This is a genomic window from Stutzerimonas stutzeri, from assembly GCF_024448935.1.
Classification (GTDB): domain Bacteria; phylum Pseudomonadota; class Gammaproteobacteria; order Pseudomonadales; family Pseudomonadaceae; genus Stutzerimonas; species Stutzerimonas stutzeri_AO.
In genome coordinates this window covers 1-18,262 of sequence record NZ_JAMOIE010000055.1, presented here as the reverse complement: position 1 = coordinate 18,262, position 18,262 = coordinate 1, and the positions used below count along the sequence as shown (strand labels likewise).

The 18,262-nt window shown below is 57.3% G+C and carries 15 protein-coding genes, 1 tRNA gene and 1 pseudogene; 10 read left to right on the top strand and 7 right to left on the bottom strand.

Features of this window, described 5'->3' with window-relative positions; genetic code table 11:
- Positions 1–161: 161 nt before the first annotated feature.
- The 5 genes and pseudogenes from gacA to NA637_RS15795 all read left to right on the top strand — a co-directional run.
- The gene (gene gacA / locus NA637_RS15815) at positions 162–806 is read left to right on the top strand and encodes a response regulator transcription factor GacA (protein WP_256073291.1); all 645 of its coding nucleotides are present in this window, start codon (positions 162–164) and stop codon (positions 804–806) included.
- Positions 806–2,626 (top strand): excinuclease ABC subunit UvrC, encoded by a 1,821-nt coding sequence (gene uvrC / locus NA637_RS15810; RefSeq protein ID WP_423836740.1) that lies wholly within the window; start codon positions 806–808, stop codon positions 2,624–2,626. The genes gacA and uvrC overlap by 1 nt, the downstream gene beginning before the upstream one ends.
- Positions 2,627–2,661: 35 nt before the next feature.
- Entirely contained in the window at positions 2,662–3,219 is a 558-nt protein-coding gene (gene pgsA, locus NA637_RS15805; RefSeq protein ID WP_256073306.1) for a CDP-diacylglycerol--glycerol-3-phosphate 3-phosphatidyltransferase, read from the top strand.
- 69 nt (positions 3,220–3,288) lie between these two features.
- Positions 3,289–3,364, top strand: a tRNA-Gly gene (locus tag NA637_RS15800).
- A 225-nt stretch (positions 3,365–3,589) separates the two neighbouring features.
- A pseudogene (locus NA637_RS15795) lies at positions 3,590–4,865 on the top strand (tyrosine-type recombinase/integrase); the annotation flags it as partial.
- A 284-nt stretch (positions 4,866–5,149) separates the two neighbouring features.
- On the opposite strand, the gene NA637_RS15790 reads toward NA637_RS15795, so the two are convergent.
- The 4 genes from NA637_RS15790 to NA637_RS15775 form a co-directional block, all read right to left on the bottom strand.
- A complete protein-coding gene (locus NA637_RS15790) occupies positions 5,150–6,916 on the bottom strand; it encodes a protein-disulfide reductase DsbD (RefSeq protein WP_177431828.1) in 1,767 nt (588 codons plus the stop codon).
- Between the two features lie 153 nt (positions 6,917–7,069).
- Positions 7,070–7,528, bottom strand: a complete 459-nt coding sequence (locus tag NA637_RS15785) for a DUF411 domain-containing protein (protein WP_256073289.1) — start codon at positions 7,526–7,528, stop codon at positions 7,070–7,072.
- A gap of 25 nt (positions 7,529–7,553) precedes the next feature.
- A complete protein-coding gene (locus tag NA637_RS15780; RefSeq protein ID WP_125863370.1) occupies positions 7,554–7,826 on the bottom strand; it encodes a heavy-metal-associated domain-containing protein in 273 nt (90 codons plus the stop codon).
- 73 nt (positions 7,827–7,899) lie between these two features.
- Complete coding sequence (locus tag NA637_RS15775; RefSeq protein ID WP_423836741.1) at positions 7,900–10,155, bottom strand: heavy metal translocating P-type ATPase; 2,256 nt, start codon at positions 10,153–10,155, stop codon at positions 7,900–7,902.
- A 324-nt stretch (positions 10,156–10,479) separates the two neighbouring features.
- Here NA637_RS15775 and NA637_RS15770 point away from each other — a divergent pair, with 324 nt between their 5' ends.
- A complete protein-coding gene (locus tag NA637_RS15770; protein ID WP_181083828.1) occupies positions 10,480–10,782 on the top strand; it encodes a hypothetical protein in 303 nt (100 codons plus the stop codon).
- Positions 10,783–10,849: 67 nt separating this feature from the next.
- Here NA637_RS15770 and NA637_RS15765 read toward each other — a convergent pair whose 3' ends face one another.
- The 3 genes from NA637_RS15765 to NA637_RS15755 all read right to left on the bottom strand — a co-directional run bounded on the left by NA637_RS15765 (position 10,850) and on the right by NA637_RS15755 (position 13,414).
- Complete coding sequence (locus tag NA637_RS15765; protein WP_181083826.1) at positions 10,850–11,179, bottom strand: four-helix bundle copper-binding protein; 330 nt, start codon at positions 11,177–11,179, stop codon at positions 10,850–10,852.
- A gap of 154 nt (positions 11,180–11,333) precedes the next feature.
- Positions 11,334–12,740, bottom strand: coding sequence for a heavy metal sensor histidine kinase (locus tag NA637_RS15760; protein ID WP_272889171.1), 1,407 nt, complete (start codon positions 12,738–12,740; stop codon positions 11,334–11,336).
- Positions 12,737–13,414 carry a heavy metal response regulator transcription factor gene (locus NA637_RS15755; RefSeq protein WP_003287667.1) on the bottom strand — a complete coding sequence of 226 codons (678 nt, stop codon included), beginning with the start codon at positions 13,412–13,414 and terminating at the stop codon, positions 12,737–12,739. Before NA637_RS15755 ends, NA637_RS15760 begins: the two co-directional genes overlap by 4 nt.
- A 364-nt stretch (positions 13,415–13,778) precedes the next feature.
- On the opposite strand from NA637_RS15755, the gene NA637_RS15750 reads away from it, so the two are divergent.
- The 4 genes from NA637_RS15750 (at position 13,779) to NA637_RS15735 (ending at position 17,671) form a co-directional block, all read left to right on the top strand.
- Positions 13,779–14,303 carry a cupredoxin domain-containing protein gene (locus NA637_RS15750; RefSeq protein WP_003287669.1) on the top strand — a complete coding sequence of 175 codons (525 nt, stop codon included), beginning with the start codon at positions 13,779–13,781 and terminating at the stop codon, positions 14,301–14,303.
- Positions 14,304–14,487: 184 nt separating this feature from the next.
- The gene (locus NA637_RS15745; RefSeq protein ID WP_080564987.1) at positions 14,488–16,305 is read left to right on the top strand and encodes a copper resistance system multicopper oxidase; all 1,818 of its coding nucleotides are present in this window, start codon (positions 14,488–14,490) and stop codon (positions 16,303–16,305) included.
- Positions 16,306–16,317: 12 nt separating this feature from the next.
- A complete protein-coding gene (locus tag NA637_RS15740) occupies positions 16,318–16,626 on the top strand; it encodes a hypothetical protein (protein ID WP_003287672.1) in 309 nt (102 codons plus the stop codon).
- Positions 16,616–17,671 carry a copper resistance protein B gene (locus NA637_RS15735; protein WP_041771771.1) on the top strand — a complete coding sequence of 352 codons (1,056 nt, stop codon included), beginning with the start codon at positions 16,616–16,618 and terminating at the stop codon, positions 17,669–17,671. The genes NA637_RS15740 and NA637_RS15735 overlap by 11 nt, the downstream gene beginning before the upstream one ends.
- Positions 17,672–18,262 lie beyond the last annotated feature (591 nt).

Here is an 18,262-nt window from a genome sequence, read left to right as displayed (position 1 = left end):
CCCACCGACACACGTTCACCGTAAATGTCACCTCGTTAGATGGTGGCACTATGACACATTGCGATGTATGGTCTGCGTAAGGCGGCAAATTCTTGTTAAAGTCGCCGCCTACGAAGCGAGCAGTCAGCCAGCTTCAGATTTGTACAGGATGAGGTGTCTGTTTGATTAGGGTGCTTGTGGTCGATGACCACGATCTGGTACGCACAGGCATTTCCCGCATGCTCGCCGATATCGACGGCCTGCAAGTGGTAGGTCAGGCGGAATCCGGTGAGGTGGCGATCAAGAAGTCCCGCGACCTCAAGCCGGACGTTGTGTTGATGGACGTCAAGATGCCAGGCATCGGTGGCCTCGAGGCGACGCGCAAGCTGCTGCGTAGCCACCCGGACATCAAGGTCATTGCGGTCACGATCTGCGAAGAGGATCCTTTTCCTACACGACTGCTCCAGGCCGGTGCGGCCGGCTACCTGACCAAAGGTGCCGCACTGGATGAAATGATTCAGGCAATCCGGATGGTTTTTGCCGGCCAGCGCTACATTAGCCCCCAGATCGCCCAGCAACTCGCACTGAAGTCCTTTCAGCCCAAGGTTAACGGTTCGCCTTTCGACCTGTTGTCCGAACGGGAGATCCAGATCGCACTGATGATCGCCAACTGTCAGAAGGTCCAGACTATTTCCGACAAGCTCTGTTTGTCGCCCAAGACCGTCAATACCTATCGTTATCGCATTTACGAAAAGCTTTCGATAACCAGCGATGTCGAGCTGGCGTTGCTGGCTGTCCGACACGGCATGGTCGACACCGTCAATTGATGCGCGGCTTTGATTCCTCAGCGTTGCTTGCTTCTTGCAGTGGACGTCCCGGTGTCTACCGGATGTTCGACGCTGAAGCCAAGCTGCTTTATGTAGGGAAAGCGAAGAATCTCAAGAAGCGCCTGGCCAGTTATTTCCGTAAGGTCGGGCAGGCGCCGAAAACGGCCGCGCTCGTGGCCAGGATCGCCCAGGTCGAAACAACGATCACGGCCAACGAAACAGAAGCGCTGCTGCTCGAGCAGACGCTCATCAAGCAATGGCGGCCGCCATACAACATCCTGCTACGCGACGATAAGTCGTATCCCTATGTGTTTCTTTCAAGTGGCGATTTTCCTCGGCTCAGCATCCACCGAGGCGCGAAGAAAGAGATCGGCCGTTATTTCGGCCCGTATCCCAGCGCCGGCGCGATTCGTGAAAGCCTGAGCTTGTTGCAGAAAGCTTTTTTTGTACGCCAGTGTGAAGACAGCTATTACCGAAATCGCACCCGCCCATGCCTGCAGTACCAGATCAAGCGGTGCAAGGCTCCATGCGTAAACCTGGTTGACGCGGATGAATATGCCGAAGACGTTCGGCATTCGGTCATGTTTCTGGAAGGGCGCAGCAATGCCCTGACGGAGGAGCTTTCCAAGAACATGGAAAAGGCCGCTATGGAGCTTAATTTCGAGCGTGCCGCGGAGATACGGGACCAGATTGGCATCCTGCGACGCGTCCAGGACCAGCAGAGCATGGAGGGTGGCAGCGGCAACGTCGATATCGTCTCCGCCGTGGTGAGCCCGGGTGGCGCCTGCGTCCATCTGATCAGCGTGCGCAGCGGCCGAGTGCTGGGCAGCAAGAATTTCTTTCCTCAGGTTGCCATCGAAGAAAGCGTCAGCGATGTGCTCCAGGCGTTCCTGGAGCAGTATTACCTCAGCTCCATGGAGCGCGATCTGCCCTCCGAGCTGATCGTCAATGCGCTACATGAGGACTTCGAAACCCTGATCAGCGCGGTTGCCGAGCTGCGTAACCTGGAGTTGACCATCACCCATCGGGTTCGCGGTACCCGGGCGCGTTGGCAACAGCTGGCGCTGACCAACGCCGAACAAGCGCTCGGCGCGAGGCTGGCGAGCCGTCAGCATCTGGCTGCACGGTTCCAGGCACTGGCTGAGGCGTTGGAGATGGATGAGCAGCCGAGCCGGCTTGAATGTTTCGACATCAGCCACTCCAGTGGCGAAGCCACCGTCGCATCCTGTGTGGTATTCGGCCCGGAAGGGCCACTGAAGTCCGACTACCGGCGCTACAACATCGAAGGCGTCACTGCTGGTGACGACTATGCGGCGATGCGCCAGGCGCTCTCGCGCCGTTTCAAGAAAGCAGCCGAGGGGGAGGGCAAGCTGCCCGATATCCTGCTGGTGGACGGCGGTAAGGGCCAGCTGAACATGGCTCGCGAAGTGCTACAGGAGCTGGCAGTGCCTGACTTGATCCTGTTGGGTGTGGCAAAGGGCGTTAGCCGCAAGCCGGGTCTCGAGACGCTGTACCTGAATGATGCGGCACATGAATTTACGTTGCCGGGCGATTCACCTGCGCTCCATCTGATCCAACAGGTGCGCGACGAAGCCCACCGTTTCGCAATCACCGGTCACCGAGCGCGAAGGGGGAAAGCGCGTACAACCTCGACTTTGGAAGGTGTACCTGGCATCGGACCGAAACGCCGCCGAGAACTGCTCAAGCACTTCGGTGGTCTTCAAGAACTCAGCCGTGCGAGCCTTGACGAAATCGCCAAGGCTCCAAGTATCAGTAAAAAGCTTGCCGAGTCGATTTATGCCGCTCTGCACAGTGAGTAGAATCCCCTCCTAAATCCGCGGACCCAGTGGTATCGATGAACATCCCAAACATTCTCACCGTGCTGCGCGTACTGCTGATTCCGATCATCATACTGCTGTTCTATTTGCCTTTTCAGTGGAGTTATCTGGCGGCAAGCGCCGTTTTCGCCATCGCCGCTGTCACTGACTGGCTAGACGGATACCTCGCTCGTAAACTTCAACAGAGCACACCCTTCGGCGCTTTTCTTGATCCGGTCGCGGACAAGTTGATGGTTGCCGTGGCCCTGGTTCTGCTGGTCGAGGAACATTCGAACCTTTGGCTGACCCTGCCGGCCGCGATCATCATCGGCCGGGAGATCGTGGTTTCGGCTTTGCGCGAATGGATGGCAGAGCTGGGCGCTCGGGCCCAGGTGGCGGTGTCCAATCTGGGCAAGTGGAAGACGGCAGCACAAATGGTGGCGCTCATCGTTCTGCTAGCAAATCCTCCGCTGATGACCGTCTGGGTTGGGTTGGGCTATGCGTTGCTCATAGTCGCCGCAGGCCTCACGCTGTGGTCGATGGTGAATTACCTGATGGTCGCCTGGCCCCATCTCAGCCCTACGGAAAAGAAATAAAAACTTTTTTAATCAAGGGCTTGACGGGGCGTCCTGAAACTATAAAATGGCGCCCGTCACCAAGACGATGCGGGAATAGCTCAGTTGGTAGAGCACGACCTTGCCAAGGTCGGGGTCGCGAGTTCGAGTCTCGTTTCCCGCTCCAAATTATGATCTATAGACGTCCACTGAAGTCTATAAGTCATTGAAAAAAGGGCCTTACGGCCCTTTTTTCGTTCCAGCGAAATCCACTGTAAACCACCCCCAGCCAGGACGTTTAAGTCCACTTTTAAGTCCATCTTTACGGGGTGCGTGGTTTCCGGATTGTTGCTGGAGGAGCGTGGTCTGCGAGGCAAGGATCTAGCCCTGACCTATGTTCAGGAGCTGAACCATGGCGCTCACAGACGTCACTGTCCGGCAGGCTCGGGCGGCTGGCAAAGACTATACCCTCACCGACTTCGATGGCCTGTCTCTGGCGGTATCTGCCTCTGGCGGAAAGTCTTGGCACTTCAGATATTATTGGGCTACCAAACAGAAACGAATGTCGCTGGGCACCTATCCGGAGGTTAGCCTCCGGGAAGCACGTGCATTACGCGATGAGGCCCGCGCCCTAGTAGCGAAAGGCATCAATCCCAAGATTGATCGTAAGCAAAAACTTCGAGCTGTCCGTTTCGCGACGGAGAACAGCTTCAAGGTTGTGTATCTGCAGTGGCTTGCCCACCGCAAGCTGGAACTAAAGGAGGGCAGGCAGAGTACCCTCTCGCAGATACAGCGTATCTTTGATAAAGATGTGCTTCCTGCCTTGGGCAGCGTCTCCGTCTATGACGTCCGTCGTCCCGACCTGCTGGCCGTGCTTGCTTTCATCGAGCAGCGTAGGGCATTCACGACTGCGGAGAAGGTGCGTACCTGGTTCAGACAGTTGTTCCGCTTTGCCATGGTGAAAGTCGAAGGGTTGGATGGCAACCCGGCATCGGACCTGAGCGTCGTGGCCGTCCCCAAACCGCCTGTGGCCCACAATCCATTCCTGCGGCTACCTGAGCTGCCCAATCTGCTGAACAAGCTGCGCCGTTATAGGGGCAGGATCACTACGCAACTCGGTATTCGTTTGCTGTTGCTGACGGGTGTGCGTACTGGGGAGCTCCGCCTGGCGACTCCGGATCAGTTCGATCTTGAGCGCGGCTTATGGATCATTCCCCCTGAGGTGGTCAAGCAACTGCAGGATGGTATGCGCAAGCGTGGACAGAGGCCGCAGGATATTCCGCCCTATGTCGTGCCGTTATCGGTCCAAGCCATCGAGATCGTTCGCTATCTGCTGGAGCAGCTCAAGCCAGCCCAGCGCTATCTATTTGCGCATCGAAGCGAGCTGAGAATGCGCATTAGCGAGAACACACTGAACGGTGCGATCACGCGCATGGGCTATAAGGATTTGCTTACAGGTCACGGCATCCGTGCCACGCTCTCCACGGCGCTCAACGAGTTTGGTTACCCCAAGAACTGGGTGGATGCCCAGCTCTCGCACACGGACCCCAACAAGGTCAGCGCCACTTACAATCACGCCTTGTATGTGGAGCCCCGCCGGAAAATGATGCAAGACTGGGCCGATCGGCTCGATTTGTTGGAGCAGAACAAGATAGAAGCGGCCAGTACGTACCTTACTATCCGCTTCGATGGTATGCGGCTGCTGGACCAAGGTGCGGAAATGTCCGTCGAGCCTGTTGATGATGGTAAGTCGCTAGTTCTGGTCTCGTCAGTTGGTGGGCCTATTGAGCGCCTGTCGATGGTGGCTAGAGCTTAGATTTCAGTTGTTGCGATGTGCTTGGCCTGAAAGGAATGTTGGGCCGGCACCGCCGGCTGCTCTGATGACAGTAGGCTGTAGCGGCGATTGCATTTCCGTTAGCTTGCTGGCTAGCCAGGGGTAGAACACGCCCCTCCAGAAGTGGAGGGGGCTAATCTAGTTTCGGCCGTTGGCTTGGCGCAGGCGTTTGACGAAACTCTCAGCGTCGGTTTCGCCAACAGTGCGGAGATCTTGCCATTCTTCGCCATTGGGAGCGAATAACTGCAGTGCCGGTGGGCCGAACAGCTGGTAGCGGTCAAGCAGGGTGCGTTGCTCGGCATCGCTACGCGTTATGTCGAAGCGCACCAGTCGGTAACCGGTCAGTTGCTCACGCACGGCGGGCGCTGCCAGCACTTCTCGTTCAATTACCTTGCAACTGATGCACCAGTCGGCGTACCAGTCCAATAGCAGTGGTTGGTCGGCATCTTTCGCTGACAGCAGAGCGGCATCCAGAGCTGCTGGTGTATCCACAGTCTGCCAGCCGGCGTTAGCGCCGGTCGGAAGTACGGCATTGGCGTCCAGCTGACCCAGCGGTCGCAGCGGATCGGATTGACCTTGCAAAGCGCCGAGCCAGGCGCTGACACCGTAGACCAGTAGTGCCACACCGAGTAGTTGGGCGAGCCTTTGCCGGCCGGACTTGAGGGTGAACTCCAATGCACCGAGCCAAATCGCGCTGCCAACTGCCAAAAGGCCCCACAAGGCCAAAGTCACTGGAGCGGGTAGCACGCGTTCCAGCAGCCATACAGAGACAGCCAGCAGCATCACGCCGAAGGCTTTGCGCACACCGACCATCCAGGTACCAGACTTGGGTAGCAATGCTCCGCCGCCGATGGCGAACAATACCAGCGGCGCGCCCATGCCCAACCCGAGGGCAAACAGCTTAAGGCCGCCACCCAGTGCGTCGCCGGTGGTGCTGATGTAGAGCAGTGCGCCGACCAGAGGGGCAGTCACACAGGGCGAAACCAGCAGGCTCGACAGTACGCCGAGCGTGGCGGCGCCCAACATTGAACCCCCGCGGGTTTGGCCGGCCAGGCGATCCAGTCGTTCGGTGATCAAGCGCGGCATGCGCAACTCGAATACGCCGAACATGGCCAGGGCGAAAACAGTGAAGAACATCGCAAAGGGCACCAACAGCCACGGTGACTGCAGGCGCGCTTGTAGGTTGAGGCCAGCGCCGAACATGCCCATTAGCGCACCAAGCAGGGCGAAGCTGGCAGCCATGGGGAGTACGTAGGCAAGCGATAGGCGTAATCCACGCATTCCGCCGAGTTGTCCGCGTAATACCACGCCAGACAGAATTGGCAGCATCGGCAGCACGCAGGGTGTGAAAGTCAGGCCCAAGCCAGCCAGGAAGAACAGCGCCAGACTACGCCAGTCAATGGCGACCCCTTGTTGCACGGCTGCAATGAGGGAGGGATCACCTACCTCGAAGCTGCGAATCTCTGGCGGATAGCACAGCCCCAGATCAGCGCAGCCCTGATAGCTCACTTGTAAGGTGAACGGTGTGTTCAGGAGGTTATTAACGGGTAGCAGCAAGTCGGTAACGCCGTAGAACACCTCGACATCGCCGAAAAATTCATCGGTTTTCGGTTCGGCCGCGGGCCATTGCGGCGTGCCGATTGACACTTGCGGGTGGTCACTGGTGAATGCGAAGCGATGTTTATAGAGGTAATAACCCTCGGCATTTATGAAGCGCAGGCGGACACTGTCCTTACCGGTTTCCAACAGGTCGAGGCGGAAGGCTTTGTCTACCGGAAGGAAATCCTGGCTGTTGTTCAGCGGAGTGCCGAACAGAGCCGACTGAGGACGCGAAGAATCAAATATCTCGGCGTTGGCTGGCAAGGCAAGCAGTAGCAGCAGCAGATACGGCAGGAGGCGGGACATGACCATCTCGCGGGCTAATAACGAAAAGGAGGTCTATTTCAGCTTGTTAACGGAGCCGGGATTTTTGAAGTGCGGGCTGGGGGGGATGGCCTCCGCTGCGATTCAGTGCATCGCAGGATGCCAGCCAGTACCAGCCCGCCCGGCGAGTCGCTATTAATGCGGGGCTTGTTCCAGCGGATAATTGGCAATGACCTTTTCTCGGCCAGTGCGGGTTATCCCGATCACCTGGTACGGGTGTTTGACGTCGCCATACTCCATGCCTGGTGAGCCAGCCGGCATGCCTGGCACGGCGATGCCCAGCAGGTCAGGGCGCTTGCGAAGCTCCAGGATCTGCGCCACGGGCAGGTGACCTTCAACGAACTTTCCATCGATCACGCCTGTATGGCAGGAAGCCAGACGCGGTTTCACGCCGAGGTCTTGCTTGACTGTGTTCATGTTGCGTTCGACGTGGTCGCGGACTTCGAAGCCGTTGTTCTCCAGGTAGGTAATCCAGTCCTTGCAGCATCCACAGTTGGCGTCGCGGTGCACATCAATGATCATGGGTTGCGCGGCCTGGGCGGCGCCACTTAGCAGTAGAGCGGCGAGCGCCGCGGTAGTCAGTCTTCTGGACATAAAAAACCTGTTTTCAATGGATTGCTCATTTGCAACAGCAGCCGCCGCTGCCACCGCATCCGGTTTTCTTCGCAGTGCTCGATGAGGCCGCCGGACTGCTCAGTTGAGCGGGGTATCCAGCATCACCCAGAGCGGCGACAAGCACATCGCTGTCGCACTCACCGCTGACCCGCACAAGGGCCGCTTGCAGGTCGACATCAACCTCGGTGACGCCTTCAACTGCGTTGAGCGCCTCGGTGACATGCAGGATGCATGAGCCGCAGCTCATGCCTTTGACGTTCAATTCAACGGTGCTCATGGCATCTCCTTGCGAGGTTGCTGTTGAGGTTGAGGCAATTCTCAACCTTGCCAAGGTGGCAAGGTCAAGGACCTCAATCGATTGATACTTTGCGCAATCTCAAGGCGTTGAACACCACCGAAGCGGAACTCATGCTCATCGCCAGCGCTGCGATTATTGGTGACAGCAGGAGGCCAGTCAGCGGGTAGAGCAGGCCGGCTGCCAGAGGGACCCCCAGGGCGTTGTAAAGAAAGGCGAAGGTCAGGTTCTGGTGCATGTTGCGCACGGTGGCCACCGACAGGCTGCGCGCGCGCAGGATGCCGAGCAGGTCGCCCTTGACCAGCGTGACCTGGGCGCTGTTCATCGCCACGTCGGTGCCGGTGCCCATGGCAATGCCGATATCGGCGCGCGCCAGGGCCGGGGCGTCGTTGATGCCGTCGCCGGCCATGGCCACGCGGTGCCCTTGCTGTTGCAGCGAGGCGGTCAGGCGTTCCTTGTCCTGCGGCTTGACCTCGCCGTGCACCTCCTCGATACCCAGTTCGCGGGCTACGGCACGGGCAGTCGTCAGGCCATCGCCGGTGGCCATGATCACCCGTATGCCGTCTGCCTGCAGGCGCTGGATCGCCAGTTTTGAGGTCGGTTTGATCGGGTCGGAAACCGCCAGCAGACCGGCCAGTACGTTGTCCACGGCCAGGAACATGATGCTCACGCCTTCGCCGCGCAGCTGTTCGGCATGCCCCTTGAGCGGGCTGGCATCCACGCCGGCATCATTCATCAGCGCGGTGTTGCCCAACTGCAAGTCGCGGCCGTCAACCTTGCCACGCACGCCGATGCCGGAGGCCGATTCGAAGGTTTCAGGCGTGCTCAGCGCAAGGCCCTGGGCACGGGCATGATCGACGATGGCGTGTGCCAGGGGATGTTCGCTGCCCTGATCCAGGCTGGCGGCCAGTCGCAGCACCTCGTCCCGCGTGAAGCCGGGCGCCGCCTCGACGCTGTGGAAAGCAGGGCGGCCTTCGGTGAGGGTGCCGGTCTTATCGACGATCAGAGTGTCGATCTTGCGCAGGTTTTCTATCGCGGCAGCATCGCGGAACAGCACGCCGCTGCCGGCCGCTTTGCCGGTGGCGACCATCACCGACATCGGCGTGGCCAGGCCCAGGGCGCAGGGGCAGGCAATGATCAGTACCGCGACTGCGTTGATCAGACCGAACACCCAGCTCGGCTCCGGACCCCACAGGCCCCATACCACGAAGGTCAGGATAGCAATGGCGATGACCGCCAGCACGAAACGCCCGGCAATGACGTCGGCCAGCCGCTGCATTGGCGCCTTGGAGCGCTGCGCCTGGGCCACCATCTGGACGATCTGCGCAAGCATGGTCGAGCTGCCGACTTTTTGTGCCTGCATCACCAGGCTGCCGTGGCTGTTGAGGGTCGCGCCGATCAGGCTGTCACCGGCGCGTTTCATGATCGGCACCGGCTCGCCGGTCAACATCGACTCGTCCACCGCGCTTTCGCCTTCCACCACCAAGCCATCAACCGGCACTTTTTCGCCTGGGCGCACCCGAAGCTTGTCGCCGCTGTGCACATGGGTGAGGGGAATGTCCTCTTCGCTGCCATCGGCATTGATCCGTCGCGCGGTCTTGGGCGCCAGGCCGAGCAGCGACCTGATCGCCGCCGAGGTCTGCGAGCGCGCCTTGAGTTCGAGGATCTGGCCGAGCAGGGTCAGCGAGATGATCACCGCTGCCGCCTCGAAGTACACGCCGATGCGTTCACCCTGCATGAAGTGGTCGGGGAATACGCCGGGCGCCAGGGTGGCGATCAGGCTGTACAGGTAGGCGGCGGAGGTTCCGAGGCCGATCAGCGTCCACATGTTCGGGCTACGGTTGATGAACGATTGCACGCAGCGCACGTAGAAGGGCCAGCCAGCCCAGAGCGCCACCGGGGTGGCTAGCGCCAGTTCGACCCAGTTCTGCGTGGCGCCGTGGAACGGACTGAGGGCATGCCCGCCCATGGCCAGCACGGTGACAATCACGGTGAACGGCAACGTCCACCAGAAGCGTCGAGAAAAGTCCCTGAGCTCCGGGTTGTCCTCTTCTTCCAGTTCGGGCATGACCGGCTCTAGGGCCATGCCGCATTTGGGGCACGTGCCTGGGCCGATCTGCAGTATTTCGGGGTGCATCGGGCAGGTGTATTCGGCGCCGTGATCGACGGTCGGCGTCTCGCCATGAGCATGCCCGGCATCCAGATATCTGCTGGGCTCGGCAGTGAATTTTTCCAGACAGCGCTGGCTGCAGAAAAGCAGTTGTTGGCCGGCGTGGCTGGTCTGATGCGGGCTGTCGGGTTTGACCGTCATGCCACAAACAGGGTCACGATCCGATGGGGTCTGAAGTGTGGGGTGTGGCTGATTGGCCTGAGACATTACCGCTCCTGTTAAACCCTGCGCGCACTCGGAGATATTTTATATAGAGTACCCGCGAACGGCTGACATTGGCCTGACCCAAGCATTACATTTCTGTAAGCCTGTGGCGGGTTTTCGCTCTCGGGTATCCGTGCATGCCGCCAGCATATGGCCCTATATAAATAATTAGTTAACTTACTAAGTTGTAATAATCGAATCAGCATGCCGTAAGGGTGATGCCTTTAAGCTATAGGCATCAACTACCCGGAGGTATTAATCATGAAAGGCCTGCAAAAAACGCTCACTGTTCTCGCTCTAACTATGGCTGCCTCTTTGGCGATGGCGACTGAAGGTGGCCATGAATCGCAGATGCGACATGATTATTCGGCGGCTGATGGCAAGCAGGTTCTAAATAAACTTCTTAAGGATGGTAAGGTTTTAAGCGTGGATTATAAGGGCAAGAGAGTTATGGGTCGCTCTGATGGTCGTGTACGGCCATATGAAATAAAGATTCGCACCCCCGATGGCGTCATTCATACTGTAGAATACCGAGGCGTGCCGGTTGGCATCAATAACGGCTGATTTTTTAAGGGCTAATTGCTGTCTTTGCCAAGGCTTGAGATTGCCCTGGCAAAGGCAGCAAGTTCGACTACGCAGCCATGCGTTCACATTCTTCAGCACACTTCATGCAAGCCTTTGCGCATTCCTGGCAATGATCCATCTGATGCTTGGCGCACTCTTCGCCGCAGGCCCGGCAGATCTTTGCACACAGTGCGCATAATTCTTTGGATAGCTGGCTCTGGCGACTCATAAGTCTGGCTGCCAGAGCGCACACGTCAGCGCAATCTCTGTCGAGTTCAATGCAGCGTGCCATGGCTCGGACGTTCTCTTCGCGTAGGCAAGCAGATGCGCAGCTTTCACACACAAGGGCGCAGTTAGAGCAAGCTTGGATGCAGTTATAAAACATTTTGTTGTCCATATATCCTCCAGAACTTCATGATTAGTTTTGAGCCTTAAGCGGGCAGAGGCTTTCATCAGCCAAGCCCACTCGATAGACCGGTCTGGAGTCCGTCTGTTTCGATGAGTTACATTACAATGTTGTAAGGTTGTTCGTGCGCTGCAGCTATCTGATATTAAATATGTTTTTCTTTGCTGCTATACGGTTTAGCCGGGAATTGCATATGGAAGCCAGTCACGTCATCTTTCGAGGTACACCAGATTGTGCCTTTATGGGCCTCAACGATGGATTTTGTGATTGCCAAGCCGAGGCCGGCATTGCTTGGGCTGCCCTCGCGCCGCGCTGGATCGACCCGATAGAATCGATGGAAAAGTTTGTCCAGGTGTTCTGGCTTGATCGTCCCACCAGGATTTTCGACGCTGAGGGTGACCGTCTCTTCCGTCCCGCTAATCGTTACCGAGATGCTTTCCCCGGTCGGGGTATAACGCAGTGCGTTGGATAGCAAGTTGGAGAGGGCTCTATTGAGCATCAACTTGTCTCCCAGTATCTCGCCTCTGCCTGAAGCTGAGAGGCGTATGCCGCGCTCTTCGGCCAGCAGGTAGTAATACTCAAGAAGCTTTGAAGTCAGATTGGAAAGTTCGACTGAGCCCTGTTCGGGGACTATCAATCCGTTGTCGGATTTTGCCAGGAAGAGCATGTCGTCAATCATGCGTGACATCCGCTTCAGCTCTTCCAGATTGGAGTAGAGGTTCTCCTCGTAAGCATCAAGGTCCCGCTTTCGGGTGAGCACTACCTCGGTGTGGGTCATCAGATTGCTGACAGGGGTTCGCAGTTCATGGGCGATGTCAGCCGAGAAATTGGACAGCCGTACGAAGGCATCTTCCAGGCGGCCCAGCATCGCATTGAAGGACAGAACGAGCTGCTGCAGCTCTAGTGGTACTGGCTCTAGCGGAATTCGCTCCTGTAACGACCGGGCTGACATTGATGTTGCGAGGTGGGTCACTTGCCGAAGAGGTCTTAACCCGCTTCGAACAACGACCCAGCCTAGAGCGGCACTGATCAGGGCGCTGATTACTAGCCCGGCAATGAACCATCGCTGCAAGGTCTCGAAGAAGTGCGCATGGCTCGTGACATCGAGAATCAACAGAGCTGTGAGGGGTTCGGACTTGTCTGCCACGGAAATTTGCGCAGTCATCCCTCGATACAGGTGTCCTGCATTCTGCCATTCCCACATGCTTTGCTCTTCCGCATGCCTGAAGCTTTCCGGGACATCGGCTGCCTTGGGATCGGAAAAAAGCACCCTGCCATCACCGCTCAGGATGGTCGCCGCCAGATCATGATGGGCACCGAGCAGCGCTCGTAACTGCGGCAGTTCCTCGGTGAGGCTTGCGTCGCTGCGTGCGTTATTAAGGATGTGTCGGGTCGATTCGAGCTTCTCGACCAGGGCCTGTCGATCCAGCACTTCGAAGTGGTGCTGGCTGAGCACGTTGAAACTCAGGCCGGCCATCGTCAGAACCACCACCACTACTGACATGAACATCAGGCTCATGCGGGCGGTCAGCGAAAGGTGGCGCACGCTCATTCCGGCGCATCCATCATATAGCCCATGCCGCGCACGGTCTGAATCAGCTTGGGCTCGAAGTCGTCGTCTATTTTTGCGCGCACACGGCGCACCGCGACCTCGATGACATTGGTGTCGCTGTCGAAGTTCATATCCCATACCTGAGAGGCAATCAGGGATTTCGGCAGCACCTCGCCGCGCCGGCGCATCAGCAATTCCAGCAGTGCAAATTCCTTGGCGGTCAGGTCGATCCGCTTGCCGGCACGGATGGCGCGGCGTTTCAGCAGGTCCACTTCGAGATCAGCAATTTTCAGGGTGGTCTGGGTAGGGGAGCCATTGCCCCTGCGAAGCAAGGTCCTGACCCTTGCCAGAAGCTCGGAGAAAGCGAACGGCTTGATCAGGTAGTCGTCCGCGCCCAGCTCAAGGCCTTTGACGCGGTCTTCCACGCCATCACGGGCGGTCAGGAACAACACCGGCATGTCTTTCCCGGCTGCCCTGACCATGCGCAGCACCTCCCACCCATCCAGCCCGGGCATCATCACGTCCAGAATCAGCAGGTCATAGGTTTCACTCAACGCGTACTGAAGCGCATCTGTCCCGGTCATGACCCGGTCAACAGTGAATCCGGCTTCAGTCAGGCCTTGTTGCAGATACGCCCCGGTTTTGGGTTCGTCTTCAGCTACCAGTAATTTCATGCGTACAGACTCCGAAACTCGACAGCCTGAGTGTGCAGGCAATTAGTGCCCTCAACCAGAAGCTTACAAAAATGTAACGCCCGCTTCAGGTTGCCGACAGAACAGGGCGTTTAGAGTTTGCAGGGTATCGGTTGTGCTCACGATCCGGTGTGGCTCCGCACGGCGTTATGGCGAGTAGATTTTTTAGGCCCTCCTCATTGCTCCTTGGCCTTCACGGCGCCTTCGGGCGCCTTTTTTTCTGCTTGCGCCTTTTGCTAAAGAGGCGGGCCGAACGTTACACAAATGTAATTTCAGGGTAAGCCAGCCGGCAGGTCAGCCGTCCTACTCTTGGGTACTCCTCAATCACTTGAATGAGCTCCAGCCAATGAAAATTTATTCTCTTTCCCTTTTTTCCGCACTGGGTTTGGTTTTCAGCACGACTGCTGCAATGGCCGCCCCTGGCCATAGTCATGCGCTCGACTTTGGACAGCCGGGCGACGCGCAGGCGGTGGATCGCACCATTGAGGTACGAATGAGCGATAACGTCTTTGCGCTTGAGACGATTGAAGTCAAGGCGGGTGAGACGGTCCGTTTCGTGTTGCATAACGACGGAGCCCTGCTGCATGAATTCAACCTCGGCTACTCGGACACCCATGCCGCGCACGAGCAGGAAATGATTGCGATGTTTCGCAGCGGCATGCTTACCCCGACAGGTGCTCATGACATGAGTCATATGGCGGGTGAAATGGATGGCGGGATGACACACGACGATCCGAACAGTGTTCTGATCGAACCCGGCGCCCGCGAAGAGTTGATCTGGACGTTCTCGAAAACAAAGAATCTGGAGTTTGCTTGCAATATTCCGGGACACTATCAAGCGGGAATGGTCGGCAAGGTAGAGATACGTTAAGCGCCTAACGTAAAAGTACTGCCCCGCTTAATGAGTGGGGCATGGTTGTTATCTTGTAAGTTCGCTTATCAGGACTGATCAGCAAGTTTTTTGAGTTACTGCGTGCTTTAAATATTCATCAGGGCGCCACAAGCCCGAAGCTGGATTAAAACTACCAGCTCATCTAATAATTGGATGAAGAAATATGCATAGAAAACCCACAAGGCGGACCTTCATCAAAGGGTTAGCCGCAACTGGAATACTTGGTGGCTTGGGCATGTGGCGCGTGCCGGTTTGGGCGGTCACTAGCCCAGGACAAGCTAACGTGCTGACCGGTAACGACTTTGATCTGTTCATTGGTGAGGTTCCAGTAAACATAACGGGTGCGGCCCGCACCGCAATGACTATCAATGGTTCACTTCCAGGGCCGATCCTGCGCTGGCGGGAAGGAGATACAGTCACTCTTCGGGTTCGCAATCGTTTGCAGGAGGATACGTCCATTCACTGGCACGGCATTATCCTGCCGGCCAACATGGACGGTGTGCCTGGCTTGAGCTTCCATGGCATCGCTCCGGACGGCATGTACGAGTACAAATTTGATGTCAACCAGAATGGTACCTATTGGTACCACAGCCATTCGGGCCTCCAAGAACAGGCCGGAGTTTATGGTGCCTTGGTGATCGATGCGAAAGATCCCGAACCTTTCAGCTACGATCGTGACTACGTGGTGCTGTTGAGCGACTGGACCGACGAGAATCCGGATCGGGTCCTGGCAAAGTTGAAGAAGCAATCGGACTATTACAACTATCACAAACGCACCGTCGGTGACTTCATTGATGACGTGAGCGAGATGGGATGGTCCGCTGCTATTGCCGACCGCAAGATGTGGGCCGAGATGAAGATGAGCCCTACGGATCTTGCCGACGTCAGTGGCTACACATACACCTACCTCATGAACGGCCAGGCGCCGGACGGCAACTGGACGGGCATCTTCAAGCCGGGCGAAAAAATTCGACTGCGTTTCATTAATGCTGCAGCCATGACCTACTTCGATGTCCGTATTCCTGGTCTGAAGATGACGGTGGTTGCGGCTGATGGGCAGTACGTCAAACCGGTCAGTGTCGATGAGTTCCGCATCGCCGTGGCCGAAACCTACGACGTCATCGTCGAACCCGAAAACGAGCAGGCTTACACCATCTTCGCGCAATCCATGGATCGTACCGGCTATTCCAGGGGCACCTTGGCGGTTCGCGAAGGGCTGAGCGCGCCTGTCCCAGAGGTCGACCCTCGTCCGCTTATCTCAATGGCCGACATGGGCATGGATCACGGCAGCATGGATGGCATGGAGCATGGCTCTATGCAGAGCGGGATGGCCTCTATGGCCGGTATGGATCACAGCAAGATGGCAGGCATGGACCACAGCCAAATGGCAGGCATGAGCCATGGCAGCATGTCCGGTATGGATCACAGCCAAATGGCGGGGATGGACCATGGCACGATGCAGTCGCACCCGGCTTCCGAAACCAATAACCCTTTAGTTGACATGCAGACCATGACGCCGGCGCCAAATCTGAGCGACCCGGGAATCGGCCTGCGTGACAACGGGCGTCAAGTCCTCACTTACTCTGATCTTCGCAGCACCTTCCTCGATCCGGACGGCCGCGATCCGAGCCGCACCATTGAACTGCACCTCACCGGGCACATGGAGAAGTTTTCTTGGTCGTTCGACGGTATCAAGTTCTCTGATGCTGAACCGCTGCGACTCAAGTATGGCGAGCGTGTTCGTATCACTTTGGTCAACGACACGATGATGACCCACCCAATTCACCTGCATGGCATGTGGAGTGATCTTGAAGACGAGAACGGCAACTTTCTGGTGCGCAAACACACCATCGACATCCCGCCGGGCTCGAAACGTAGTTATCGCGTGACGGCCGATGCATTGGGGCGTTGGGCTTACCACTGCCACCTGTTGCTTCACATGGAAATGGGCATGTTCCGTGAAGTTCGTGTGGACGAGTAGAGGAGAGATTCAATGAGCAATTTGCTGAAACGAAAAGCGCTGTTTGGTGGTGTCGCCGTGCTGAGCCTGATAGCCACCTTGTACGTCCCTACCTCGATGGCAAATCAAGATCACAACGAGCATGCCCAGCACTCGGCTGAAACGCACAAGGGTGCTGGTGGCAAAGCGGCTCCTGCGTCGCAAGAAAAGACATCCCAGATGAAGCAAATGGACCATGGCGCTATGGATCACGGTTCCATGAATCATGATGGGATGGATCATAAAAAAATGATGGGTGGGCATGGCGGCAAAGCCGAGGCAGGTTCGAACCATGACCACTAGGATCACGCGTCCTTCGTTCATAGCGCTGGCTGTATCGCTGAGCGCCCTCAGCGGTGGTTTCACCGCAGCTGCTGAAATGGACCATTCCGCGATGGTCCATGGCTCTATGCCCATGGACCATAGCCAGATGAATCATGGCTCTGCACCGAGCGCAATGGGAGGCATGGATCATAGCCAGCCAACCAGGGTGCGAACGTCGCAGAACCAGACTCCTGCGGCTGATCACAGCAAGATGGATCACGGCGCCATGCAAGGGCAAATGGGTGAGATGGATCATAGCGCCATGGATCATTCCAAGATGAACCATGGCTCCGCTGACGTTGCGAGAGCGACCAGTCGTACGCCCATTCCGGTTCTTACGGACGCCGACCGGAAGGCGGCGTTTCCGCCGCTGCCCGGCCATCAGGTGCATGACAGCGCCATCAACAGCTTCTTTCTGCTTGATCGATTCGAATATCAGGATGCCGATGAAGGCAGCACCTTGGCTTGGGACGCCTCCGGCTGGCTGGGCGGTGATATCAATCGGGTCTGGTTTCGCTCGGAGGGGGAGCGCACCAACGGCGTTACCGAGGATGCTGAACTGCAGCTGCTTTATGGGCGCTCAATCGGACCCTGGTGGGATGTGGTTGCCGGCGTCCGCCAGGATTTTAAGCCGGAGTCACCTCAAACGTGGGCGGCGTTTGGCATTCAGGGGCTGGCGCTCTATGACTTCGAAGCAGAGGCTACCGCATTTATTGGTGAGAATGGCCAGACCGCAGCCCGCTTCGAGGGTGAGTACGACATTTTGCTTACCAACCGGCTGATTCTCCAGCCGACAGCCGAGGTGAACTTCTATGGCAAGAACGATCCAGAACGAGGCGTAGGGTCGGGGCTGGCCAATACCGAACTTGGTTTGCGTCTGCGCTATGAGATCGTCCGGCAGTTTGCGCCCTATATCGGTGTTTCCTGGAGCCGCTCCTATGGCAACACTGCAGACCTGGTGCGTGAGGAGGACGGGGATGTTTCAGAGGCGCGCTTTGTCGCTGGCATCCGGGTATGGTTTTGAGTCAGAGAGGACGAAGACAGTTATAAGCTAGGAGGCAGAGGGCACTGTCGGTAACGCTGAAGTTTTAGCCGGAGGCGACGTCGGTGCTCTTGATGCCCATTCCCCGTAGTGCATGCTTCGCCCGCGAAGGCGCACGAACGTTCCATTGATGCCCCCCATGGAACATCCACGTGTCGGAGTTGAGTAGTAAATCGCTTATCCGTGTTCGCATTGGTAAACGCATCTTCAGATGCGTTAGATGCCGCTTAGCACCAAGACTCGTCGATATTGAACTGAGCCAAACGCTATACCCAGCAGCCTTGACCAATATCAAAGCCACCGGTATGTCTGTTTGGGGCATGAGTGACGAGTAAATTGAGGCATGGTTGCTTTCCTGCAAGCTGCCGAAATGGGGCGCTGAGCAAGATCAGGCTCTACCGTTATCGGTCATTGGCTCACCAAGCGCACTGACTTCATCGGGATCGCCGCTGTCTGGCACGCTAGATATGGATGTAGGCGGAGTTTTGCATGTCTGCAAGGTGATTGGCATGTATACAGCGTGACGCTGGTCAGGTAGCTGCCGTGTTACCACTAGCCGGTAGTGGTATCACA